This is a genomic window from Micromonospora sp. CA-244673, assembly GCF_050948395.1.
Taxonomy (GTDB): Bacteria; Actinomycetota; Actinomycetes; order Mycobacteriales; family Micromonosporaceae; genus Micromonospora.
In genome coordinates, this window is sequence record NZ_CP192019.1 from 5,315,913 (window position 1) to 5,338,874 (window position 22,962).

Sequence of the window (22,962 nt, forward strand, 5' to 3'; positions counted from 1 at the left end):
TGGTCAGGCCGGCGGGTGCCAGGAGGCGGCGGCGGTCGCCGCCGTGTTGCGCAGCCGCGGGCTGATCGTGCCCAGCGCGGCGTCGCGGGCGCGCAGCGCCAGCCGGCCCCGGGTCTGGAGCACCGCCGACATCCGGCGGGTCTGCCGCACCATGGTGGCGGCGCGGGGTCGCCGCAGCCGGTCGTAGCCGGCCACCGCGTCGGGGAGCCGGGACTCGCGCAGCAGCGCCGACAGGGTGGCCGCGTCCTCGAAGGCGAGGCAGGCGCCCTGCCCGAGGTGCGGCGGCATGGCGTGCGCCGCGTCGCCGAGCAGCACCACGCCGCCCGGCCCGGCCGGGAACCCGTACGCCCGGGGCAGCGGGCGCAGCTCCCGGATCTCCTGCTGCACCAGGTCCGCCGGGTCGGTCGCGTCGAGCAGCGTGGCGATCGGCGCGGGCCAGCCCGCGTACCAGCGCTTGAGCAGGGCGAGCTGGGTCTCCGGCGGCTCGGGGCGGGGCGCCCCGGCGGCGGTGGCCACCCAGTAGATGCCGCCCCGGCGGGACGCGCCCGCGGTGCCCCGGTCGCCGAGCGAGGCGGCCACGAAGCGGTAGCCGGCGCCCAGCGTCTCGCCGTGCACCGGCTGGTCGTCGGGAAGTTGCGGGGCCCGGTACCAGGGGATGACGGCCCGCCACGCGGCGCAGCCGGAGCTCACGACGCCCGTCTCCGGTGCGAGCTGCCGGCGGATCTCGCTGTCGGTGCCGTCGGCCGCGACCACCAGGTCCGCCTCGACGGTGTGCCGGCCGTCGCCGACCGCGGGACGCTCGCCGGGCGCCGCCCGCACCGTCCGCACGCTCACCCCGGTGCGCAGCTCCACCTGGTCGCCGAGGCCGGCGATCAGCGCGTCGTGCAGGTCCTCCCGGTGCACCACCACCGGCATCCGCTCGGCCGGTGTGGGGCGGGGCTGCACCAGCCAGTGCCCGTCGGGGCGGCGCACGCCGCCGTCGGGCAGCGGGGTGGCGATCGCGTCCAGCCCGGCGCCGAGGCCGAGGGCGCGCAGCGCGCGTACCCCGTTGGGCCAGAGCACCACGGCGGTCGTCTCCGGACGGACCCGGTCGGCCCGTTCGAGAAGGGTGACCCGCCAGCCGGACCGGGCCAGCGCTCCGGCCGTCGCCAGCCCGCCGAGGCCGGCGCCGACCACCACCGCGCTCCGCATGACTCCCCCGCTCAGCTGTCCCGGTCGGCGGGGCGGGCGCCGCCGGCGCCGGCCCGGTCCTCGTCGGCCCGCTCCTCGTCCGGGTCGGGCCGCGCGCCCGCCGGCTCGCGCTCCGCGTCGCCCGCGACCCCGTCGCGGTCGGCCTCGTCGGTGGCCGCCGGCTCCTCGGTGGGGACCTCGCCGGTCTCCCGGTACGTGCGGAACTGCTCCTCGGTCACCACCCGGTAGCCCTCCGGCGCGACCGGCCGCGCCCCGGCCTCCCGCGCCGAGAGGTCGACCTGGGAGACGTCGCCGCCCGCGGGCGGGACCGGGGCTGCCGGCCCGGCGACCGGGATCAGGTACTGGCGCGGCCCGCGCACCCGCACGAAATACACCAGCGCGCCGAGGAAGACCAGCGCCGCGGTCCACACGTTGAGCCGCAGGCCGAGGATGTGGTTGGCCTCGTCGGTGCGCATCAGCTCGATCCAGAACCGGCCCGCCGTGTAGCCCATCACGTAGAGGGCGAAGGCCCGGCCCCGGCCCAGCCGCAGCTTCCGGTCGAGGATCACGACCAGCGCGGCGACGCCGATGTTCCAGAGCGCCTCGTAGAGGAAGGTCGGGTGGTAGAGCCCCGGCTGGAGGACCGGGTTGCCGGCGTCGTCGCGCAGCGCGTGCCCCGGGTTGTCCGGGTCCATCACGTGGACCTCGAGACCCCACGGGAGGCTGGTGCGCCCGCCGTAGAGCTCGTTGTTGAACCAGTTGCCGAAGCGGCCGATCGCCTGGGCCAGCGGCAGCCCCGGCGCCAGCGCGTCGGCCACCACGGCGAACGGGATGCCCAGCTGTCGGGCGGCGAACCAGGCGCCGACCGCGCCACCGGCGACCGCGCCCCAGATGCCGAGGCCGCCCTCCCAGATGGCGAACGCCTTGAGCGGCTGGCCGTCGGCGCCGAAGTATTTCTCGGGCGAGGTGATCACGTGGTAGATCCGGGCGCCGATGATGCCCGCGGGCACCGCCCAGACGGCGATGTCGAGCACGGCGCCCGGGGCGACGCCGCGGCGACGCAGCCGGTACTCGGTGACCACGCAGGCCACCACGATGCCGACGATGATGCAGAGCGCGTACGCCCGGATCGGAACCGGTCCGAGCTGCCAGACGGCGGTGCCGGGGCTGGGCAGGGCCGCCAGTGGGGTCATCGGGGCGAGGGTCACGGGTGCACACGGTACCGGTGCGGACCGTACTCGCGGCACCCCGGTCCGGCCGGGTTCGCGGGTCGAATGACTTCTGGTTTGCGCGGCCGTAGGCTCTTTGTCCATGAGCGCGCTCACCTGGGCGGTCGCCGCGGTCGTCACCGACCCCTCCGGCCGGGTGCTGCTCTGCCGGCAGTCCGGGGGCGGCCGGCGGTGGGCCCTGCCCGGCGGGCGGCTGCGCCGCGACGAGAGCCCGCCGGCCGCCGCGCGCCGGGAGATCCGCGCCGAGACCGGCTGGGAGGTCGAGCTGGTCGACCTGGTCGGCCTCTACCGGCTCGGCGACCCCGCCGCTCCCCCGCCTGCTGCGGGCCACTGCGGCGCCCTGCCCGACGTGCTGGTGCACGTGTTCCGGGCCCGGACGCTCGCCGCCACGCCGGCCGGCGCCCCGGCGGGCGGCTGCCACCTGGACTGGCACCCGCCGGACGCGCTGCCCGGGGCGCTCACCCCGACCACCCGCGCGGCCGTCGCCGACGCCCTGGCCGGCCGCTCCGGCGTCCTGCGGGAGACGACGCCGGGCGACGCCGGTCCGGCCAATGAGGCGGCGGCCCCACCCGAGCAGCGGTCCGGGGGCGAGCTGGGCACCACCCGGCGCTGACCGACCCGAGGCGGTGGCTCGGGGCCCGGACGGGCCGGCCGTCAGCGGGCCGGGTTGCGGACGCCCTCGGCGAGTTCGGCGCTCAGGGTGCGCAGGGCGGCCAGGCCGGCCGCCTGGTCGGGGGCGTCGAGCACGCAGCGGACCAGCGCGCTGCCCACGATCACCGCGTCGGCGTATCCGGCCACCGTGGCGGCCTGGGCGCCGGTGCCCACGCCCAGCCCGACGCCGACCGGCAGGTCGGTGACCTCACGCAGCCGGGAGACCAGGACCGGGGCCGCCTCGGAGGTCTGCGACCGGGCCCCGGTGACGCCCATGATGGCGGTGGCGTAGACGAAGCCGCGGCAGTGCTCGGCGGTCATCCTCAGCCGGGCGTCGGTGGAGGACGGGGAGACCAGGAACGTCCGGTCCACGCCGTGCGCCTCGGAGGCGGCCAGCCACTCGCCGGCCTCCTCGGGAATCAGGTCCGGCGTGATCAGGCCGGTGCCCCCGGCCGCGGCCAGGTCGCGGGCGAACGCGTCGACGCCGTACTGCTCGACCGGGTTCCAGTAGGTCATCGTGACCACCGGCGCGCCGGTCGCGGCCACCGCGTCGACGATGCGCAGCGTGTCGGCGGTGCGTACGCCGCCGGCCAGGGCGATGTCGCTGGCCTTCTGGATGACCGGGCCGTCCATCACCGGGTCGGAGTAGGGGATCTCCACCTCGATGACGTCGACGCCGGCCTCGACCATGGCGGTCATCGCGGCGATGCTGCCCTCGACGGTCGGGAAGCCGGCCGGCATGCAGCCCACCAGCACCGCCCGCCCGTCGGCCCGCGCCTTGTCGAAGGCGACCCCGATCCGGCTCACGCTCTCACTCCTTGTCGAGGATGCCGAAGTATGCGCCGGCGGTGTGCACGTCCTTGTCGCCCCGGCCGGAGAGGTTGACCACGATGACCGGCTCCCGGCCCAGCTCGGCGGCGAGCTGCGGCGCGATCTTCCGGGCGCCGGCGAGCGCGTGCGAGCTCTCGATCGCCGGGATGATGCCCTCGGTGCGGCAGAGCAGCTCGAAGGCGGCCATCGCCTCGTCGTCGTCGACGGGCAGGTAGGTGGCCCGGCCGCTGTCGTGCAGCCAGGCGTGCTCCGGCCCGACGCCCGGGTAGTCCAGGCCGGCCGAGATCGAGTGCGACTCGATCGTCTGGCCGTCGGAGTTCTGCAGCACGTACGTCCGGGTGCCGTGCAGCACGCCCGCCGAGCCGCCGGTGATGCTGGCCGCGTGCCGGCCGGTCGCCACGCCCTCGCCGCCGGCCTCGAAGCCGTAGAGGCGCACGCCGGTGTCGGGCACGAAGGCGTGGAAGATGCCGAGCGCGTTGGAGCCGCCGCCCACGCAGGCCGCGACGGCGTCCGGCAGCGCGCCGGTGAGGTCGAGGCACTGCTGGCGGGCCTCGACGCCGATGCCGCGGACGAAGTCGCGGACCATCTCGGGGAACGGGTGCGGGCCCGCGGCGGTGCCGATCAGGTAGTGCGTGCTGTCGACGTTGGCGACCCAGTCCCGCATCGCCTCGTTCATCGCGTCCTTGAGCGTGCGCGAGCCCGTGGTGACGGGGACGACGGTGGCGCCGAGCATCCGCATCCGGGCCACGTTGAGCGCCTGCCGCTCGGTGTCCACCTCGCCCATGTAGACCACGCACTCGAGGTCGAACAGGGCGGCGGCGGTGGCGGTGGCCACGCCGTGCTGGCCGGCGCCGGTCTCCGCGATCACCCGCTGCTTGCCCATCCGCTTCGTGAGCAGCGCCTGGCCGAGCACGTTGCGGACCTTGTGCGCGCCGGTGTGGTTGAGGTCCTCGCGCTTGAGCAGGACCCGGGCGCCGATCTGCGCGGAGAGCCGCCGGGCCTCGTACAGCAGCGAGGGGGTGCCGGCGTAGTCGCGCAGCAGGGCGTCGAACTGGGCGAGGAAGCTCTCGTCGGTCATCGCCTTCCGGTACGCCGCGTCCAGCTCGTCGAGGGCGGCGACCAGGGCCTCGGGGACGAAGCGGCCACCGAACCGGCCGAAGTGGCCGGCGGCGTCGGGGAGCTGGCCGGCCGGGGCCGCGGCGTCAGTGCTCATCGCGGGAGTCCTCTCGCTGCGTCTCTGGGCCCGGCGCGGGTCAGCGCACCGGGCGGGGCGTGGCCGGGTGGTTGCCGGCGTTGACCAGCTCGGCGACCGCCTCGCGAGGGCTCTTCTGGGTGACCAGGCCCTCGCCGACCAGGACCGCGTCGGCGCCCGCCGAGGCGTACCGGATGAGGTCGTGCGGGCCGCGCACGCCGGACTCGGCGATCTTGACGACGCTGCTCGGCAGGCCGGGCGCGATCCGCTCGAACACCGAGCGGTCGACCTCAAGGGTACGCAGGTCACGGGCGTTGACGCCGATCACCTGCGCGCCGGCCTCCATGGCGCGGTCGGCCTCCTCCTCGTTGTGCACCTCGACGAGCGCGCACATGCCCAGCGACTCGATGCGCTCCAGCAGCCCGACCAGGACGTTCTGCTCCAGCGCGGCGACGATCAGCAGCACCAGGTCGGCGCCGTGCGCGCGGGCCTCGTGCACCTGGTAGCTGGAGACCACGAAGTCCTTGCGCAGCACCGGCACGTTGACCGCGGCACGGACCGCGGCCAGGTCGTCCAGCGACCCGCCGAACCAGCGGCCCTCGGTGAGCACGCTGATCGCCCGGGCGCCACCCGCGGCGTAGTCGCCGGCCAGGTCGGCCGGGTCGGCGATCTCGGCCAGCCGCCCCTTGGACGGCGACGAGCGCTTCACCTCGGCGATCACGGCCACGCCGGGCCGGCGCAGCGCCGCGTACGCGTCCAGCGGCGGCGGCGCGGCGGCGGCCAGCTCGCGGATCCGCTCCAGCGGAACCTGCTCCTGTCGCCGGGCCACGTCCTCACGCACGCCGGCCAGGATCTCGTCGAGCACGCTTGCGGACGCCGCCGATCCGGCCTCGTCCCCCTCCGCGTGCGCATGCTCAGCAGTCACCAACGGACTCCCCTCTCCGGGTGTCATGGGCCGATGCTAGGGGGCGCCACCTGGAAGCAAGTGCCCGGGGGTATGGCGCTCCTCACGAAATGGGCTGTGGCATGATGACCGACTTCCGGTGAACACGGTGTCACGCAGCGCCACCGCGCCCATCGACCGGCGTCACCCGGGCGCGTCCCGCGCCTCCGGCCGACACATCGATCGCCGCCCATGACCTATCTCACCATGGCGGCCCGCCGTGCGCAGCGGAGCGACAGCCGTCGATGCTGTGAGCAAGCTCAAGGCCGAACGGCTCTGCCCAGGTCGCGCCGGTTGCCGCACAGTTGACCTGCGTTTCACGGCGGCGAAACGTGAGTCCGGCAGCATCTTCCTCGGGCAGACTCGATGAGGCGGCTGCCGACCGTCGCCAACGATCTCGTGCGGGGTGACCATGAGCGCCAACGGGCCGAACCAGAGCCTCGATTTCACCACCATCTCCCGGAGCGTCGCGTCGCTCGCCGTCGGCGTGGTGCACACCCTGGAACGCGCCATGGCCGGCGACGGCCGGATGCGCACCGCCCGGGGCAACGCCTGGGAGGCCGTCTGCGCCGACCGGGCGCGCGCCGCGCAGCGCCGGGAACTGGACCGCCTGGTGGCCGAACTGGCCGCCGCCCGCGCCGCGGCCCGCGAGCGCCGGGACGCCCGCGACACCCAGCCGGTGAGCTGACCCGGCGGACGGCGACCGGACGGTCAGCGCACCGTCGGGTCCTCGCCCCGGTCCAGCGCGTCCCAGGCGTCCCGGGTGCCGCGCTCGACCGCCGGCCGGTCCTCGCCGGCGGGCTCCGCCGGACCCCCCGCGCGCCGCTCGTAGCGGGCGCCCATCGCGGGCCAGCCGCCGCCGCGCAGCGCCGTGAGCAGCCCGCCGGCCACCAGGACCAGCCCGCCCGCCAGCACCAGCGCCGGCCACTGCCGGCTCACCCCGGACCCGGTCAGCCCGTAGCCGCCACCGGCCGCCACGCCCAGCCCGAGCAGGGCCAGCAGGCCGCCCAGCAGCCGCCGGACCCGACCCCGGGTGGCCAGCACCGCGCCGCCGCCGGCCAGCCCGACCAGGGCCAGCGCCGACACCCAGGGCAGCAGCTCCGCCCCGGTGCGGGCGTGCCGGCCGGGCGGCAGTGAGCCGCGCGGGGTCAACTCGACCGACCAGGTCCGGGTCACCGCCCAGAACGCCAGGCCCGCGCCGGCCAGGCAGAGCAGCACGGCGTACGTCAGCTCGCGCCGGCCCCGCGCGGCGGGCGCGCCCGTCGACGCGCTCATCGCGCGGGCCGCAGGGTCTCGGCGGCGGCGATCGCGGCGAGCACGGCCGCGGCCTTGTTCCGGGTCTCCTGGTCCTCGGCGGCGGGATCGGAATCGGCCACCACGCCCGCACCGGCCTGCACGTAGGCCCGGCCCGCGCGGATCAGCGCGGTGCGGATGGCGATGGCCATGTCCAGGTCGCCGCCGAAGCCGAAGTAGCCGACGGTGCCGCCGTAGACGCCGCGCCGGACCGGTTCCAGCTCCTCGATGATCTCCATGGCCCGGACCTTGGGCGCGCCGGAGAGGGTGCCCGCGGGGAAGGTCGCGGCGAGCGCGTCGAAGGCCGTGCGGTCCTCGCGCAGCTCGCCGACGACCGTGGAGACGATGTGCATGACGTGGCTGTACCGCTCGATGGTGGCGAACTCCGGCACCTCGACCGTGCCCGGCCGGCAGACCCGGCCCAGGTCGTTGCGGCCCAGGTCGACCAGCATGACGTGCTCGGCGCGCTCTTTCGGGTCGGCGAGCAGCTCGGCGGCGAGCCGGGCGTCCGCCTCGGGTGAGCCGCCCCGCGGCCGGGTGCCGGCGATCGGGTGCAGCAGCGCCCGCCGCCCCCCGTCCGCGCCGGTGCTCACCTTCAGGTGCGCCTCGGGCGAGGAGCCGACGATGTCGAAGCCGTCGAAGCGCAGCAGGTACATGTACGGGCTGGGGTTGGTGGTGCGCAGCACCCGGTAGACGTCGAGCGGGTCGGCGTGGGTGGGGCGCTCGAAGCGCTGGCTGAGCACGATCTGGAAGCACTCGCCGGCCCGGATCGCCTCCTTGGCCGCCTCCACCGCCTTCGGGTAGCCGCCCTCCGGCGTGCGGCTGACCACCTCGCCGACGCCGGGCCGGGCGACCGTCGAGATCATGGGCGGAATCGGTCGGGACAGCGCGGTGGTCATGGCGTCCAGCCGCCCCACCGCGTGGTGGTACGCGGCCGCCACCAGCGACTCCCGGTCGGGTGCGTCGAGCGGCGGCAGCACCGCGTTGGCGACCAGGATCGCCGAGCCGTCGTAGTGGTCGAGCACCACGAGGTCGGTGGCGAGCATCATGCCCAGCTCGGGCACGTCGAGTTCGTCCTCGGTCAGCTCGGGCAGCCGTTCGAAGCGGCGGACCAGGTCGTACCCGAGGTAGCCGACCATGCCGCCGGTGAGCGGCGGCATGCCGCTGGACGGGTCCCAGGCCGGGCCGGCCAGCGCGGCGACGGTCTCCCGGAGCGCGGCCACCGGGTCGCCGGTGGTCGGCACCCCGGCGGGCGGCTCGCCGGCCCAGACCGCCGCGCCGTCCCGCTCGGTCAGCGTGGCGCTGCTGCGCACCCCGATGAAGGAGTAGCGCGACCAGGCCATCCCGGCGGAGCCGACGCCCTGCTCGGCGGATTCCAGCAGGAACGTGCCGGGGCCGCCGGCGAGCTTGCGGTAGACGCCGACCGGGGTCTCCGCGTCGGCCAGCAGCCGCCGGGTGACGGGCACGACCCGCCAGCGGGCCGCCAGGCCGGCGAAGGCGGCCTGGTCCGGGCTGACCGTGCCGTCGGTCATGAGGTCGCCTCCGGCGAGCTGACCGGCAGCTCCGTGAAGAAGCAGGTGCGGTGCCCGGTGTGGCAGGCCGCGCCGACCTGCTCGACGCTGACCAGCAGCGCGTCGCCGTCGCAGTCCAGGGCGACCGAGCGGACGTACTGGTGGTGGCCGGAGGTGGCGCCCTTGACCCAGTACTCCTGGCGGCTGCGCGACCAGTAGGTGGCCCGGCCGGTGGTCAGGGTGCGGTGCAGCGCCTCGTCGTCCATCCAGGCGACCATCAGCACCTCGCCCGAGTCGTGGGCGCGGACCACCGCGGCCACCAGGCCGTCGGGGGTACGGCGCAGCCGGGCCGCGATGGCCGGGTCAAGCCGGGAGGGGCGGGCCGGGCCGGGGGCCGCGGGGGCGCCGGAGCTGGCGGGTGCGCCGGTCACCGGCGCGTCAGAGGCGGGCACGGTTGACCATTCTCCCGCACGGGGCACCGGCACCGCCGACGTGTCCCGGGGGACGGGCGCGGGGCGGTCCAACGCCCGGGTGAGCTGGCCGAGGTAGCGGTCCAGCCGGCCGTCGACCAGGGCCGCGGCCAGGTCCGCGCCGCCGACCGCGGCGATCTCCCCGGCGTACGGGCGGATCAGCGGGACGATCCTGGTGACCAGCCGGCCGGCGGCGGCGGCGACCTCGGCGGTGCCGCCGGGGCGCAGCCCGAGGCAGCGCAGCATGTCGTCGCGGTAGCCGGCGGGCGCGACCGGCAGGTCCAGCGCGGCGGCCAGCGCGGCCCGGCGGGACACCACCCGGACCGACGGGTTGGCCAGCCGCAGCACCGACGGGCACAGCCGCGCCAGGTCGGCGGCGGCGAGCCGGACGCCCACCGGGTCGCCCGCCCACCGGGCGCCGGCCACCTTGCCCAGGGTGGCGATCAGCTCCTCGAGGCGCGGCTCGTCGGCGGGCTGGCAGAGCACCGGCAGGTCGATCCGGCGCCGCCACTCCGGGGCCGCCCAGAGCAGCCGGGCCGGCGCGGCGACCGGCAGCCCGAACGCCCAGTCGGCGGGCTGGCCCAGCCGGCTCACCCAGGAGCGGACGTCCCGGGCGGCCACCGAGACGTGCACGAGCCGGCCGCCGAGCTCGGCGAGGTACGCCCGCCGGGCCGCGTAGGGGATGCCGTTGGCGGCCCGCCCCGCCGCCCTCGTTTCCGGGGCGGCGGGGCCGGTCCGCTCGTCGTCGCCGGCGACCAGCACGTCGACGTCGACGTCGCTGTGCTCGGTGGCGGCGCGCCGCGCGTGGCTGCCACGCAGCATGATCCCGACGACGGGACGGTCGGCGGCCTGCCGGAGGCGGGCGGCCCAGTCGTCGAGGAATTCCGGCAACTCCAGCTCGGCGCGTCCGGCGCCGCGCTGCGACCTGGAGCCGCCGGTCTCGGGCAACGGAGCGGGAACCACGGCGTCATGGTGCCGGACGTCCGATCTTGGCGCAATGACCGATGCCGGACCCGGTGTCCGCTGCTGGGGGCTAGTGCCCGACCGTTCGCATTCCTGCCGGCGTGTACCTTTCCCCGGCGACGGCGCCGGCGGGCACCGCCCCGCCCAGCCGGTCCCGCTGCTCCGGCGTGAGCCGCACGTCCGCCGCGGCGGCGTTCTCCTCCAGGTAGCGGACCCGCTTGGTGCCGGGGATCGGCAGGACGTCCTCGCCCTGGGCGAGCAGCCAGGCCAGCGCCGCCTGGGCGGGGGTGCAGCCCAGTTCGCCGGCCACCGCGCGGACCGCCTCGGCGAGCTTCAGGTTGGCGTCGAGGTTGCCGTCGGCGAACCGGGGCACGCTGCGCCGCCAGTCGTCCTCGGCGAGCTGTTCGCGGCTGGTGATGGCGCCGGTGAGCAGCCCCCGCCCGACCGGCGAGTAGGCCACCAGGGACACGCCCAGCTCCCGGCAGGTGGCCAGCATCTCCCCCTCGACGTCCCGGGTGAACAGCGAGTACTCCATCTGGACGGCCGAGATCGGGTGGACCGCGTGCGCCGCCCGCAGGGTCGCCGGGCTGACCTCGGAGAGGCCGATCAGCCGCACCTTGCCGGCCTGGACCAGCTCGGCCAGCGCGCCGACGGTCTCCTCGATCGGGGTGTCCGGGTTGCGCCGGTGCAGGTAGTAGAGATCGATGGTGTCGATGCCGAGCCGGGCCAGCGAGGCGTCGCAGGCCTGCCTGGCCCAGGCGGCGCTGCTGTCCACGTAGGCGCCCGGGCTGCCGGTGCCGCCGAAGCTGTCGCCGCTGCTGCGGTTGCCGAACTTGGTGGCCAGGAACACCTCGTCCCGCCGGGCCCGGACCACCGGGCCGAGCAGCCGCTCGTTCGCCCCGAAGCCGTACATGTCGGCGGTGTCGAGGTGGTTGACCCCGAGGTCGAGGGCCCGGTGCAGGGTCCGGGTCGACTCGGCGTCGTCGGCGCCGCCGTAGGCGAAGCTCATGCCCATGCAGCCCAGCCCGATGGCCGAGACCTCCGGGCCGGTGGCGCCCATCCGTCGCTTGATCATGCCAGTTCCTCCTCCGCCCGGCGGTACGCGTCGATCTTGTGGTCGAGGACCTTGAGGTCCTCCTCCAGCTCGGCCATCCGGGCCAGCACCCGGCCCCGGTGCGCCTCGAACAGCGCCCGCCGGGCGCCGAGGGTGCGGTCACCCTGCCGGGCCAGTTCGGCGTAGCGCCGCATGTCCCGAACGGGCATCCCGGTGCGCCGCAGCCGGGTGAGCAGGAACAGCCAGTTGACGTCGGACTCGGTGTAGCGCCGGCGGCCGGCGGAGTCCCGGCCGACCGGGGCGACCAGGCCCTCCTGCTCGTACCAGCGCAGCGTGTAGGTGGTCAGGCCGACCCGTTCCGCCGCCTCACCGACGGTGAGGCTCATTTCCCGCGTGCTGATGTCCACGCACCCAGGCTTCCAGTTCGAGCGCACTCGAAGTCAACCTTGCGCCGAACCGCACAACTCATCTAGCGTTGAGTTCAACGGTTGATGAGTTTTTGGGAGGCGGGCGTGGACGACGCGGTGTCGGTCCGTGACCTGGTGGTCGAGCGGGGCGGGCGGCGGGTGCTCCAGGGCATCTCCTGCGCGGTGCCCCGCGGCGCGGTCACCGGGCTGCTCGGGCCGAGCGGCAGTGGCAAGACCACCCTGATGCGCGCGGTCGTCGGGGTGCAGACGGTCGGCTCGGGCACGGTCACCGTGCTGGGCCGGCCCGCCGGGGCGGCCGAGCTGCGCCGCCGCGTCGGCTACCTGACCCAGGCGCCCAGCGTCTACGCCGACCTGACCGTCCGGGAGAACGCCCGCTACTTCGCGGCCCTCCACGGGCGGGACCACGCCCACGCCGACCAGACGGTCGCCGACGTCGGGCTGGCCGGCGCGGCCACCCAACTGGTCGGCAACCTCTCCGGCGGCCAGCGCAGCCGCGCCTCGCTGGCCTGCGCCCTGGTCGGCGACCCCGAGCTGGTCATCCTCGACGAGCCCACCGTGGGCCAGGACCCGGTGCTCCGGGCCGACCTGTGGGCGCGGTTCCACGCCATGGCGGCCGCCGGCACCACACTGCTGGTGTCCAGCCACGTGATGGACGAGGCGGGCCGGTGCGACCGCCTGCTGCTCATCCGGGACGGCCGCCTGGTCGCCGACGACACCCCGGACGCGGTCCGCGCCGCCACCGGGGTGGACGACCTGGAAGAGGCGTTCCTCCGGTTGATCAAGGCAAGCGAGCAGGAGGCCGACTCATGAACCCGCACATCCTGGTCGCCACCACCGGGCGGATCCTGCGCCAGCTCCGGCACGACAGGCGGACCGTGGCGCTGCTCGTCGTCGTACCCACGGTGCTGCTCGCGCTGGTCTACTTCATGTACGTCGACCAGCCCACCCTGCCGGGGCAGCCCACGGTCTTCGACCGGGTGGCGCTGATCATGCTGGGCTTCTTCCCGTTCATCATCATGTTCCTGGTGACCAGCATCGCCATGCTGCGGGAGCGCACCACCGGCACGCTGGAACGGCTGCTCACCACCCCGCTGGCCAAGCTCGACCTGCTCTTCGGCTACGGCATCGCGTTCGGCCTGGCCGGCGTGGTCCAGGCCACCATCGCCTCGGCCGTGGCGTACTGGGTGTTCGACCTGACCACCGCCGGCAGCATCGGGCTCGTGATCATGATCGCCGCCGTCAACGCCGTGCTCGCGGTCGCGCTCGGGCTGTTCTGCAGCGCCTTCGCCCGCACCGAGTTCCAGGCCGTGCAGTTCATGCCGGTGGTGGTCGCCCCCCAGCTGCTGCTCTGCGGGCTCTTCGTGCCCCGCGGCGAGATGGCCGGCTGGCTCCAGGCGATCAGCGACGTGCTGCCCCTGTCGTACGCCGTCGAGGCGCTCCAGGAGGTCGGCGCGCACGCCGACCCGACCGGGACGATGTGGCGGGACGTGGCGATCGTCGCCGGGGCGGCGGTGGCGGCGCTGGTGCTGGCCGCCGCGACGCTGCGGCGGCGCAGCGGGTGATGGCCCGGCGCACCGGCCGGCGGCCGGGCAACCCGGACACCCGGGAGGCCATCCTCGCGGCGGCGCGGGCGGCGTTCGCCGAGCGCGGCTTCGACGCCACCTCGATCCGGTCGATCGCCGCCGCCGCGGGGGTGGACCCGGCGCTGGTGCACCACTACTTCGGCACCAAGGAGGAGCTGTTCCGGGCCACCGTGGCGATCCCGGTCGACCCGGCGCAGCTCGTGCCGGCCGTGCTGGCCGGCGACCCGGACAGGGTGGGCGAACGCCTGGTCCGCACGTTCCTGACCGTCTGGGACTCGCCCGTCGGCGGGGCCGCCGTGGCCCTGCTCCGCTCGGCGGTCAGCAGCGAGTGGACCGCCCGGCTGCTGCGCGAGTTCCTGGCCACCCAGGTGCTGCGGCGGGTCCTCGATCAGCTCGACGTCGACCCGGCTCAGTTGCCGCTGCGGGGCGCGCTGGTGGCGACGCAGGTCGCCGGCCTGGCCATGATGCGGTACGTGATCCGCCTGGAACCCGTCGCCTCCGCCGATCCGGAGACCCTGGTGGCCACCATCGGCCCGACCGTCCAGCGCTACCTCACCGGCGACCTGGCCTGACTCAGGCGCGCCCGGCGGCGCGCGGGCAGAGCATCGGGTGCAGGAGCCGGGCCAGCTCGGCCGGGTCGGCGACCGGCTGGGCGAAGGCGAGCCGGGTGCGGCGCCGGGCGCCGGGGCGGCCGTGGGAGACCAGCAGCCCGTACCGGTCGATGCGGACCACCCGGGGCGGGCCACCGGCCTCGGACCCGGTGAGGCCCAGCCGCCGGCGCAGGTAGGCGCCCACCTGGTCGCCGTGATGATCGGCGAGGTCGGCCAGCAGTTCCGCCTCGACCGGGTGCAGCGGATCGGGCTCGGCCTCGGCGTACGCGTCGGGGTCGATGCGGCGGGTGGCGCCGGCGCGTTCCCAGCGGGCCTCGACCACCTCGAAGCGGTGCAGGTGGAAGCGGGTGCCCACGTCGAGCAGGTCGCCGGTCGGCTGCACGGTGGCGAAGTCCACCGCGGCGTGGCGGGCCTCGTCGCCGTCGAGCCGGGCCGCCCAGCCGGAGACCCAGGCCCGGCCGAGCGACGGCGCCCCGGCGGCCGGCGGGAGGTCGAGCACGTCCAGCACGGTGGCCACCTCGGTGTCGCCGTCCGGCGGGACCAGCGCCGCGGCCAGGTCGCTGACCACCGGCACCAGCAGCAGGACCCGCCCGTCCGGGTCGGTGACGTGCCGGGCCTGGTGCGGGCCGGGGCGCCGGGCCAGGTGGACGAGGGCGGGCAGCCGGCCCGCGACCAGGGTACGCACGATCTCCGCCGGGCTGGGCCGCATGATCCCGACCTCCCTTTCATAGGTTAGGCTTACCTAAGTAGCAGGCTAGACCATCCGATCGGAGACGTCGACGTGAACCATCCCCGGCCCAAGGCCCGGCTCTCCCGCTCCCTCGGCATCCCGCTGACCCGCAAGTGCGTGCGGTACTTCGAGCGGCGCCCCTATCCGCCGGGCGTGCACGGCCGATCGCGGCGCGGCACCTCCGACTACCAGGTGCGGCTGCTGGAGAAGCAGCGGCTGCGCCACCAGTACAACGTCAGCGAGGGCCAGCTCCGCCGCGCGTTCGACGAGGCGGCCCGGGGCGTCGGGAAGACCGGCGACACCCTCGTCGCGCTCCTGGAGCGGCGGCTCGACGCGGTCGTGCTCCGGTCCGGGCTGGCCCGCAGCATCTACCAGGCACGCCAGCTCGTCGCGCACGGCCACTTCACCGTCGACGGCCGCAAGGTGGACCGGCCCTCGTACCGGCTCCGCCCCGGCCAGGTGGTCGAGGTCCGCGAGCGCAGCCGGGCCCTGCCGCCGTTCCAGCTCGCCGCCACCGGCGCGAACGCCGACGAGAGCCCCCGCCCCTACCTGTCCGTGGAGCTGACCGGGCTGCGGGCCACCCTGCTGCGCGAGCCGGCCCGGCGCGAGGTGCCGGTGATCTGCGACGAGCAGCTGGTGGTGGAGTTCTACTCCCGCTGACCGGCTGGCCCCCCGGACCCGCTCAGCGGGTCTGCTCCAGCCAGGAGGCGTAGAGCAGGGCGTAGACCGACTCCGGGTCCCGCAGCAGCTCGTCGTGCGGGCCGCGCTGCACGATCCGCCCCCGGTCGACCACGATCACCTCGTCGGCGGCCTGGGCGGTGGACAGGCGGTGCGCGATGGCCAGCGTCGTCCGGCCCCGGGTGACCGCGTCCAGGGTGCGCTGCAGGCGTACCTCGGTGGCCGGGTCGACGGCGCTGGTCGCCTCGTCCAGCACCAGCAGGTCGGGGTCGGCCACGTACGCCCGGGCCAGCGCGACGAGCTGCCGCTCGCCGACACTCAGCGCCTCGCCGCGCTCGCCCACCGGGGTGTCCAGGCCGGCCGGCAGCCCGTCCAGCCAGTCGGCCAGGCCCAGCTCGGAGAAGGCGGCGGTGAGCTGGCCGTCGGTCAGCTCCGGGCGGGCGAAGCGGACGTTCTCCCCGACCGTGGCGTCGAAGAGGAAGCCGTCCTGCGGCACCATCACCACCCGCGAGCGCAGCGACTCGAAGCGCACCCCGCGCAGCGAGACGCCGGAGAGCAGCACCTCGCCCTCGGTGGGGTCCATGAGCCGGGTGAGCAGCTTGGCGAAGGTGGTCTTGCCGCTGCCGGTCTCGCCGACCACGGCCACCCGGCTCTTCGCCGGGATCTCCAGCGTCACGTCGTGCAGCACGGGCGGCCCGCCCGGGTAGGCGAAGGTCACCCCGGCGAAGCGGATGTCCAGCGGGCCGTCCGGCAGCTCCCGGCCCTGCTCCCCCGGGTCGGCCACGTCCGGCGCGACGTCCAGCACGTCGAGCACCCGGCGCCAGCCGGCGATCGCGTTCTGCGCCTCGTTGAGCACCTCGGTGGCGATCTGCACCGGCTGGATGAAGAGCGTCACCAGGAACAGGAACGCGGTGAGCTGGCCGATGGACAGGGTGCGGTCGACGCCGAGGTTGACCCCGACCACCACCACGCCCGCCAGGGCCAGGCCGGCGGCCAGCTCACCGACGGAGCTGCCCACGATGCTGATCCGGATGGCCCGCTGCTGGGCCTGCCGCTGCCCCTCGATCGCCGCGTCCAGCCGCCGGGCGGTGCGCCCGGAGATGCCGTACGCCCGGATCACCGGGGCGCCCACCACGCTCTCCCCGATGGTGCCGAGCAGGGTGCCCATCCGCTGCCGGACCAGCCCGTAGGCACCGGCGAGCCGGCGCTGGAGCTGCCGGATCACCAGCACCGCCGGCGCGAACGCGACGAGCACCACCAGGGTCAGCTGCCAGGAGTAGGCCAGCATCACGGCCGTGGTCACCACGAGCTGGCCCAGGTTGACGATGAGGATCACGCCGCCCCACTGGAGGAACTGGGTGATCTGGTCGACGTCGCTGGTGACCCGGGAGACCAGCGAGCCCCGCCGCTCGGACTGCTGGTGCAGCATGGACAGGTCGTGCACGTGCCGGAACGCCCGGGTGCGCACCCCGGCCAGCGCGGTCTCGCTGACCGTGAACAGCCGGCGCATCATCAGGTAGCCGCAGGTGGTGGTGACCACCAGCACGGCGGCGGTGACCAGCACGGTCACCGTGACCACGTCCAGGTCCAGGCCGCCCACGATGCCGTGGTCGATGCCGCGCTGCACGGCCACCGGCACGGCGACCCGGCCGATCATGTAGATCAGGGCCAGCGCCACGGTGCCGGCCAGCCCGGTCTTCAGCTCCGGGGAGAGCGCCAGCCCCCGCCGCAGCGTCCGCCAGGTCGACTCGGTCTCCTCCGCCGGCCGACCGGCCTCGGCGGTCGCGCTCGCCGTGCCGGTCTTCGTTCGCGACTGCGGGGCTCGCAGACCCGGCTCACTCCTCGCGCTCACCGGTCAACCTCGACTTCCAGGCCGGAGGTCAGCGGCGTGACCTCGTCGTACGTGCGGGTCTGCTCGCGTTCGTGTTCGGCCTGCTCGTAGGCGGTGACCAGGTCGGCGTAGCCGGGGACGGTGGCGAGCAGGTGGGTGTGCGTGCCCCGGGCCACCACCCGGCCGTGCTCGACGTAGATCACCTCGTCGGCGAGCGCGATGGTGGCCCGCCGGTAGGCGACCACCAGGATCGAGGCGGGCGCGCCGCCTCCCTCCGGGGCGCGCAGCCCGGCCAGGATGGCGGCCTCCACCCGCGGGTCGACGGCGCTGGTGGCGTCGTCGAGCACCAGCAGCCGGGGCCGGCCGGCGATCGCGCGGGCCAGCGTGAGCCGCTGCCGCTGCCCGCCGGAGAGCGAGGTGCCCCGCTCGCCGACCATGGTGTCCAGCCCGTCGGGCAGCGCGGCCACGAAGCCGTCCGCCTCGGCCAGCCGCAGCGCCGCCCAGACCTCGTCGTCGCCGATGCCGGCGCGGTCCAGGGCGATGTTGGCCCGCACGGTGTCGTCGAAGACGAACGGCACCTGGGCGACCAGGGCCACCGTCGAGGCCAGCGAGGCGGCGGTCAGCTCCCGCACGTCGACGCCGTCGAGGGTGACCGTGCCGGTGCGCGGGTCGACCAGCCGCACGGCCAGCGAGGTGATGGTGGACTTGCCGGCGCCGGTCGGCCCGACCAGGGCGACCGTCTTCCCGGCCGGCACGGTGAAGGTGACCTCGCCGAGCACCTCGGTGCCGGGCAGGTGCGCCTCGGCGGGCTCGTACCCGAAGTGCACGTCGTGGAAGGCGAGGGTGGCCGGGGCCGGCGTGGCCGGGTCGAGCGTCACGTCGCCGTACGGCATCTCGCCGGTGGCGTCGAGGACCCGGCGCACCCGGTCCCAGCCGGCGACGCTGCGCGGCAGCTCGGCGAGCACCCAGCCGATGGCCCGGACCGGGAAGGCCAGCACCGTGAAGAGGAAGGCCACGCTGACCAGCTCGGTGACGGTGATCGCGCCCTGGCGGAGCCGGACGGCGCCGACCACCAGCACGGCGAGCGTGCCGAGGCTGGGCAGGGTCTCCAGCATCGGGTCGAAGACGCCGCGCAGCTTGCCGACGGAGATCAGCGCGTCGCGCAGGTCGCCGGCGCGGTCGGCGAACCGGGCGGTCTCCTGGGCCTCCCGGCCCATCGTCTTCACCACCAGGGCGCCGTCGAAGCTCTCGTGCGCGATGCCGCTGACCTCGGCGCGCAGCCGCTGTGCGCGGGCCTGGCGGGGCGCCATCCGGCGGGAGTAGACCACGTTGAGCGCGAACAGCGCCGGGAAGACCGCGAGACCGACCAGCGCGAGGGCCCAGTCGGTGAGGAAGAGCGAGACCACCGCGCCGACGAGCATCACCAGGGTGCCGACGGCGAAGGGCAGCGGCGCGATGGGATACCAGGCGGCCTCGACGTCGGAGTTGGCGTTGGAGAGCAGGGTGCCGGTGGCGTTGCGGTGGTGCCAGGCCAGCGGCAGGTCGAGGTAGCGGCGGGTGACCCGGCGGCGGTAGGCGGCCTGGAGGCGGTACTGCATGTAGCCGGCGCCGAGCCGGCGGCCGAAGATCCCGACCACCCGCAGCACGCTGATGCCGAACAGCGCGGCGGCGGCGAGCGCCAGGGCGCCGCCGGTGACCGAGCCACGGGCGACCGCCGGGACGACCACCTTGCCGACCACCGCGCCGACCACGTACGCGCTGGCGATCACCATGAGGCCGAAGAGCACGCTGCCGGCCACCGCGACCGCGAAGATGCGCGGCTGTTCGCGGATGGCCCGGCCGAGTACCCGTAGCCCTCTGCCGAGGACGTCCCGACTTGTCCTGCTCGCCACGCTCTCCCCCGCCGTAAGCCACAGTTTTCTCCCTCATCCTTACCGCTCGACGCCGGCTCCGCCGACCCGGCCCCGATATGTCCGCCGTCACTCCTTCCCCGCCGACCCCGCCCAGCAGGGCGGATGCCCGGGCCGCCGGCCTGGCTCCCGGCCGGGGGACGCCGGCGCCGCGCCGCGCCGGACGCGCGGACCGGCCCGCCGGGCCTACGATCGGGCCATGCCGCGGTACGCCCGAACGGAGCGCGAGGCGCTCGCCGACCTGATGCTGGAGCTGGGACCGGACGCGCCGACGGTCAACGAGGGGTGGACCACCCGCGACCTGGCGGCGCACCTGCTGGTCCGGGAGCGCCGGCCGGACGCGGCGGGCGGCATCCTGCTGCCGCCGCTGCGGGGCTACGGCGAGGCGGTGCGCCGGCGGGTGGCCGCCGGCCCCTACGCGGAGCTGGTGGAGCGGGTCCGCCGCCCGCCGCGGTGGAGCCCGGTGAGCAACCCGCTCACCGACGAGCTGGTCAACAGCCTGGAGTTCTTCATCCACCACGAGGACGTGCGCCGGGCCCGGCCGGGCTGGCTCCCCCGCGAGCTGCCGGCCCGGCAGCACGCCGCGCTCTGGAAGCGGGCCGCCATGCTCGCCCGGGTGGCGTTGCGGCGCTTCCCGGCGGACCTGCTGATCCAGGCGCCCGGCTACGGCGAGCGCGCCGTCGGCCGCGGCGGCGAGCGGCTGCGGGTGGTGGGCGCACCGGGCGAGCTGGTGCTGTTCATGTCCGGCCGGCAGCGGGTGGCCCGGGTCCAGGTGGACGGCCCGACCGCACCGGCGGAGCGGTTGCGCGCGGCCAGCCTGGGTTTCTGACGGAGCGTGCCGGGCCGGTCACCGGGCACCGTGGGACCGGCTTCGGCCCAGCGACGGGCGCCGATCCGCGCTGCCGTACGCTCCTGTCCCGCCGCCCAACCCCGGGGTGGCGGGACAAGGGGAGTCGGATGCGAGGTTTCGCGCTCTCGGCACTGCACGAGCCCCCCTTCCCGGCGCGCCGGCACGCCGCCGTCGAGCTGGTCGCCGGGGAGAGCGCCGGGTGGGTCGTCGACCTCGGCCTGATCGACACCCCGGCCGGGTTGCGCCGGCTGGCCGGCGCCCACCCCGTGGAGCTGGCCGGGCGGGCCTGCCCGGACGCGCCGGTCGGCGACCTGCGGCTGCTCGCCGACCTGATCAGCTGGCTGTTCGTGATGGACGACGCCTGCGACGAGGACGGCCTCGGAGCCAGCCCCACCCGGCTCGCGCCGACCGTGGCGGCCCTGCTGGAGGTGCTCGACCGGCACGGCGACCCGGCCGCGCCGACCCCGGCCGGGGCCGGCCCGCTGGCCGTGGCGCTGGACGACCTGTGCCGGCGGGTCCGGGACCGGCGGCGGCCGGCACTGCTGCTGCGCCTGGTCAGCCAGCTGCGCGAGTACCTGCTGGCCCTGCTCTGGGAGGCGGCCAACCGGGAGCACCGCCGGGTGCCCGGGGTGGCCGAGTACGTGCAGATGCGCCGGCACACCGGGGGCGCCCGGCCGAGCTTCACGCTGACCGACCTGGCCCACCCGGACCTGCCCGGCCCGGAGCGGCGGGCGGACCCGGCGCTGGCCGCCCTCGACGCGCTCGCCGCCGACCTGGTCTGCTGGTGCAACGACCTCTTCTCCTACGACAAGGAGCGGGCGACGGGCCCGGACGCGCACAACCTGGTCACCACGATCGCCGGCGAGGCCGGGCGGGGCGAGGAGGCGGCGCTGCGCGCGGCGGCCACCCGGTTCAACGAGGGCCTGGCGGCGTACGCGGAGCGGGACGCGGCGCTGGCCGCGACGGGCGACGAGGGGGTGCGGGCCTTCCTCACCACCCGGCGGAACTGGATCCGGGCCACCTACGACTGGTCCCGCGCCGCCACCCGGTACGCCTGAGCCGGGTTCCACCTCCCGGGACCGTGGTCGCCGCAGGCCAGAAGGGCTAGCCGCTGCCCCGGTCCAGGCAATACTCTTCGGTAACCGCAGAATGGCGTGACCCCCGTCACGTCCCTCCACCCTCTGAAGGCGGCTACAGCGATGGCTCTCGATGTACCGTACCGTTCCGTACCCGACATGTTCCTCAAGCGCGTGGCGGACTCCCCCGACCGCCACGCCTTCGCCCACCCCGCGCCGGACGACTCCGGGCCGGTCTGGCTGACGTGGGAGCAGGTCGGGCAGCGCGCCAAGGCGATCGCCGCCGGGTTGCACGGGCTCGGCGTCGGCCTGGAGGATCCGGTGGCGATCCTCGCCAACACCCGGCTGGAGTGGGTGCTCGCCGACTTCGGGATCATGTGCGCCGGCGGGGCCACCACCACCGTCTACCCGACCACCGAGCCGGAGGACGCCACGTACATCGTCGGCGACTCCGGGTCGAAGGTACTCTTCGCCGAAAATCCGGCCCAGGCGGCGAAGATCGCCGGCACGGCGGTGCCGGCGCTGACCCACGTGGTGCTCTTCGACGGCGCGCCCGACCCGGCCGCCGGCGTCCCGCAGCTCACCCTGGCCGAACTGGAGGAGCGCGGGGCCCGGGCGCTGGCCAACGAGCCCGACCTGATCGACATGCTGGTCGCCGGGATCGGTCCCGACCACCTGGCCACCCTGATCTACACCTCGGGCACCACCGGCCGGCCCAAGGGCGTGGAGCTGCTGCACGGCGGCTGGTGCTGGGAGGGCGTGGCGCAGGCCGAGCTGGGCCTGCTGCACGCCGACGACCTGCAGTACCTGTGGCTGCCGCTGTCGCACTCGTTCGGCAAGACGCTGCTCTGCGGCGCCACCCACGTCGGCCTGCCCACCTACGTCGACGGCCGGGTGGACAAGCTGGTCGAGCTGCTCGGGGTGATCCGGCCGACGCTCATGTGCGGCGCACCCCGGGTCTTCGAGAAGGTCTACAACAAGGCGGTCACCACGGCCCAGAGCGCCGGCGGCGCGAAGGCGAAGATCTTCGCCTGGGGCGTCGCGGTGGGCAAGGAGAAGGTCGCGCTGGAGCAGGCCGGCAAGCCGGTTCCGGCCGGGCTGAAGCTGAAGTACTCGCTGGCCGAGAAGCTGGTGTTCAGCAAGCTCCAGGCCCGGCTCGGCGGCCGGATGCGGGTGCTGGTCTCCGGCGCGGCGCCGCTCAGCAAGGAGATCGCCACCTTCTTCGCCGCGGCCAACCTGCCCATCTCCGAGGGCTACGGGCTCACCGAGACCAGCGCCGGCGCGTTCGTGAACCCGCCGGACGGGTTGCAGATCGGCAGCGTGGGCCGGGCCATGGGCGACCTGGAGTGCCGGATCGACACCGACGGCGAGATCCTGGTGCGGGGCAAGCCGGTCATGCGCGGCTACCACAACCTCCCCGAGGAGACCGCTGCCGCGTTCACCGAGGACGGCTTCTTCCGCACCGGCGACATCGGCACCCTCGACGACGACGGCTACCTGCGGATCACCGACCGGAAGAAGGACCTGGTCAAGACCTCCGGCGGCAAGTACGTCGCGCCGTCGCACATCGAGGGCATGTTCAAGGCCGTCTGCCCGTACACCTCGCAGGCGGTCGTGATCGGGCAGGCGCGCAACTACTGCACGATGCTCGTCACGCTCGACCCGGACGCGATCCAGGGCTGGGCGGCCGGCACGCCGCTGGAGGGCCGCGACTACACCGCGATCGTCACCTCGCCCGAGGCGCAGGCCATGGTCGAGGGCTACGTGGCCGAGCTGAACGGCAAGCTGAACCGCTGGGAGACAATCAAGAAGGTGACCATCCTCCCCCGGGACCTCACCATCGAGGACGGCGAGGTCACCCCGTCGCTGAAGATCAAGCGCCGGAGCGTGGAGACCAACTTCGCCGACGAGATCGACAAGATGTACGCGGGCAGCCTCGCCGAGCTGTAGCGAGCCCA

Annotated in this window: 22 protein-coding genes and 1 pseudogene; 9 read left to right on the plus strand and 14 right to left on the minus strand. The window is 75.2% G+C overall.

Annotated features, from left to right (window positions below):
- Positions 1-3 precede the first annotated feature (3 nt).
- Positions 4-1,191: an FAD-dependent oxidoreductase gene (locus ACQP12_RS24200; protein WP_433282274.1), complete on the minus strand. Its 1,188-nt coding sequence runs from the start codon at positions 1,189-1,191 to the stop codon at positions 4-6.
- A gap of 11 nt (positions 1,192-1,202) precedes the next feature.
- Entirely contained in the window at positions 1,203-2,378 is a 1,176-nt protein-coding gene (lgt, locus tag ACQP12_RS24205) for a prolipoprotein diacylglyceryl transferase (protein WP_433282277.1), read from the minus strand.
- A gap of 103 nt (positions 2,379-2,481) precedes the next feature.
- Here lgt and ACQP12_RS24210 point away from each other — a divergent pair, with 103 nt between their 5' ends.
- The gene (locus ACQP12_RS24210; RefSeq protein WP_357939998.1) at positions 2,482-3,012 is read left to right on the plus strand and encodes an NUDIX hydrolase; all 531 of its coding nucleotides are present in this window, start codon (positions 2,482-2,484) and stop codon (positions 3,010-3,012) included.
- Positions 3,013-3,053: 41 nt separating this feature from the next.
- Here ACQP12_RS24210 and trpA read toward each other — a convergent pair whose 3' ends face one another.
- The 3 genes from trpA to trpC are packed head-to-tail and all read right to left on the minus strand — an operon-like array spanning position 3,054 to position 5,938.
- Positions 3,054-3,857, minus strand: coding sequence for a tryptophan synthase subunit alpha (gene trpA / locus ACQP12_RS24215; protein WP_433282280.1), 804 nt, complete (start codon positions 3,855-3,857; stop codon positions 3,054-3,056).
- 4 nt (positions 3,858-3,861) lie between these two features.
- Positions 3,862-5,094 (minus strand): tryptophan synthase subunit beta, encoded by a 1,233-nt coding sequence (gene trpB, locus ACQP12_RS24220; protein WP_433282282.1) that lies wholly within the window; start codon positions 5,092-5,094, stop codon positions 3,862-3,864.
- A gap of 40 nt (positions 5,095-5,134) precedes the next feature.
- Positions 5,135-5,938, minus strand: coding sequence for an indole-3-glycerol phosphate synthase TrpC (gene trpC, locus ACQP12_RS24225; protein ID WP_192579804.1), 804 nt, complete (start codon positions 5,936-5,938; stop codon positions 5,135-5,137).
- 490 nt (positions 5,939-6,428) lie between these two features.
- On the opposite strand from trpC, the gene ACQP12_RS24230 reads away from it, so the two are divergent.
- On the plus strand, positions 6,429-6,704 hold the full coding sequence (locus ACQP12_RS24230; protein ID WP_357939992.1) for a hypothetical protein: 276 nt from the start codon (positions 6,429-6,431) through the stop codon (positions 6,702-6,704).
- A gap of 23 nt (positions 6,705-6,727) precedes the next feature.
- Here the strand turns inward: ACQP12_RS24230 and ACQP12_RS24235 are convergent, their stop codons facing one another.
- From ACQP12_RS24235 to ACQP12_RS24260, 6 genes and pseudogenes are all read right to left on the minus strand, one after another.
- Positions 6,728-7,291 (minus strand): Trp biosynthesis-associated membrane protein, encoded by a 564-nt coding sequence (locus ACQP12_RS24235; protein WP_433282284.1) that lies wholly within the window; start codon positions 7,289-7,291, stop codon positions 6,728-6,730.
- Positions 7,288-8,841, minus strand: a complete 1,554-nt coding sequence (locus ACQP12_RS24240; protein WP_433282286.1) for an anthranilate synthase component I — start codon at positions 8,839-8,841, stop codon at positions 7,288-7,290. The genes ACQP12_RS24235 and ACQP12_RS24240 overlap by 4 nt, the downstream gene beginning before the upstream one ends.
- Positions 8,838-9,272 (minus strand): phosphoribosyl-AMP cyclohydrolase, encoded by a 435-nt coding sequence (gene hisI / locus ACQP12_RS24245; RefSeq protein ID WP_433289413.1) that lies wholly within the window; start codon positions 9,270-9,272, stop codon positions 8,838-8,840. Before hisI ends, ACQP12_RS24240 begins: the two co-directional genes overlap by 4 nt.
- A 228-nt stretch (positions 9,273-9,500) precedes the next feature.
- Positions 9,501-10,112: pseudogene (locus tag ACQP12_RS24250) on the minus strand (phosphoribosyl-AMP cyclohydrolase); the annotation flags it as partial.
- A 211-nt stretch (positions 10,113-10,323) separates the two neighbouring features.
- Positions 10,324-11,328, minus strand: a complete 1,005-nt coding sequence (locus ACQP12_RS24255) for an aldo/keto reductase (protein ID WP_433282288.1) — start codon at positions 11,326-11,328, stop codon at positions 10,324-10,326.
- On the minus strand, positions 11,325-11,714 hold the full coding sequence (locus ACQP12_RS24260; protein ID WP_357939984.1) for a MerR family transcriptional regulator: 390 nt from the start codon (positions 11,712-11,714) through the stop codon (positions 11,325-11,327). The genes ACQP12_RS24255 and ACQP12_RS24260 overlap by 4 nt, the downstream gene beginning before the upstream one ends.
- Positions 11,715-11,819: 105 nt before the next feature.
- Between ACQP12_RS24260 and ACQP12_RS24265 the strand changes: the two genes are divergently transcribed.
- From ACQP12_RS24265 to ACQP12_RS24275, 3 genes are read left to right on the plus strand one after another with little or no spacing between them, the layout of a single operon-like run.
- Positions 11,820-12,545 carry an ABC transporter ATP-binding protein gene (locus tag ACQP12_RS24265; RefSeq protein ID WP_433282290.1) on the plus strand — a complete coding sequence of 242 codons (726 nt, stop codon included), beginning with the start codon at positions 11,820-11,822 and terminating at the stop codon, positions 12,543-12,545.
- On the plus strand, positions 12,542-13,297 hold the full coding sequence (locus ACQP12_RS24270) for an ABC transporter permease (RefSeq protein ID WP_357939980.1): 756 nt from the start codon (positions 12,542-12,544) through the stop codon (positions 13,295-13,297). Before ACQP12_RS24265 ends, ACQP12_RS24270 begins: the two co-directional genes overlap by 4 nt.
- On the plus strand, positions 13,297-13,890 hold the full coding sequence (locus ACQP12_RS24275; protein WP_357939978.1) for a TetR family transcriptional regulator: 594 nt from the start codon (positions 13,297-13,299) through the stop codon (positions 13,888-13,890). The genes ACQP12_RS24270 and ACQP12_RS24275 overlap by 1 nt, the downstream gene beginning before the upstream one ends.
- 1 nt (position 13,891) lies before the next feature.
- Here ACQP12_RS24275 and ACQP12_RS24280 read toward each other — a convergent pair whose 3' ends face one another.
- Positions 13,892-14,638, minus strand: coding sequence for a DUF2470 domain-containing protein (locus tag ACQP12_RS24280; protein WP_433282293.1), 747 nt, complete (start codon positions 14,636-14,638; stop codon positions 13,892-13,894).
- A 72-nt stretch (positions 14,639-14,710) separates the two neighbouring features.
- Between ACQP12_RS24280 and rpsD the strand changes: the two genes are divergently transcribed.
- The gene (gene rpsD / locus ACQP12_RS24285; protein WP_433282295.1) at positions 14,711-15,319 is read left to right on the plus strand and encodes a 30S ribosomal protein S4; all 609 of its coding nucleotides are present in this window, start codon (positions 14,711-14,713) and stop codon (positions 15,317-15,319) included.
- 22 nt (positions 15,320-15,341) lie between these two features.
- Here rpsD and ACQP12_RS24290 read toward each other — a convergent pair whose 3' ends face one another.
- The gene (locus ACQP12_RS24290; RefSeq protein WP_433289415.1) at positions 15,342-17,069 is read right to left on the minus strand and encodes an ABC transporter ATP-binding protein; all 1,728 of its coding nucleotides are present in this window, start codon (positions 17,067-17,069) and stop codon (positions 15,342-15,344) included.
- Between the two features lie 116 nt (positions 17,070-17,185).
- Complete coding sequence (locus ACQP12_RS24295) at positions 17,186-19,060, minus strand: ABC transporter ATP-binding protein (RefSeq protein ID WP_357939972.1); 1,875 nt, start codon at positions 19,058-19,060, stop codon at positions 17,186-17,188.
- A gap of 217 nt (positions 19,061-19,277) precedes the next feature.
- Between ACQP12_RS24295 and ACQP12_RS24300 the strand changes: the two genes are divergently transcribed.
- From ACQP12_RS24300 to ACQP12_RS24310, 3 genes are all read left to right on the plus strand, one after another.
- The gene (locus tag ACQP12_RS24300) at positions 19,278-19,907 is read left to right on the plus strand and encodes a TIGR03085 family metal-binding protein (protein WP_357939970.1); all 630 of its coding nucleotides are present in this window, start codon (positions 19,278-19,280) and stop codon (positions 19,905-19,907) included.
- A gap of 128 nt (positions 19,908-20,035) precedes the next feature.
- A complete protein-coding gene (locus tag ACQP12_RS24305) occupies positions 20,036-20,986 on the plus strand; it encodes a terpene synthase family protein (protein WP_433282298.1) in 951 nt (316 codons plus the stop codon).
- Positions 20,987-21,127: 141 nt separating this feature from the next.
- Positions 21,128-22,954 carry an AMP-dependent synthetase/ligase gene (locus ACQP12_RS24310; RefSeq protein ID WP_357939966.1) on the plus strand — a complete coding sequence of 609 codons (1,827 nt, stop codon included), beginning with the start codon at positions 21,128-21,130 and terminating at the stop codon, positions 22,952-22,954.
- Positions 22,955-22,962 lie beyond the last annotated feature (8 nt).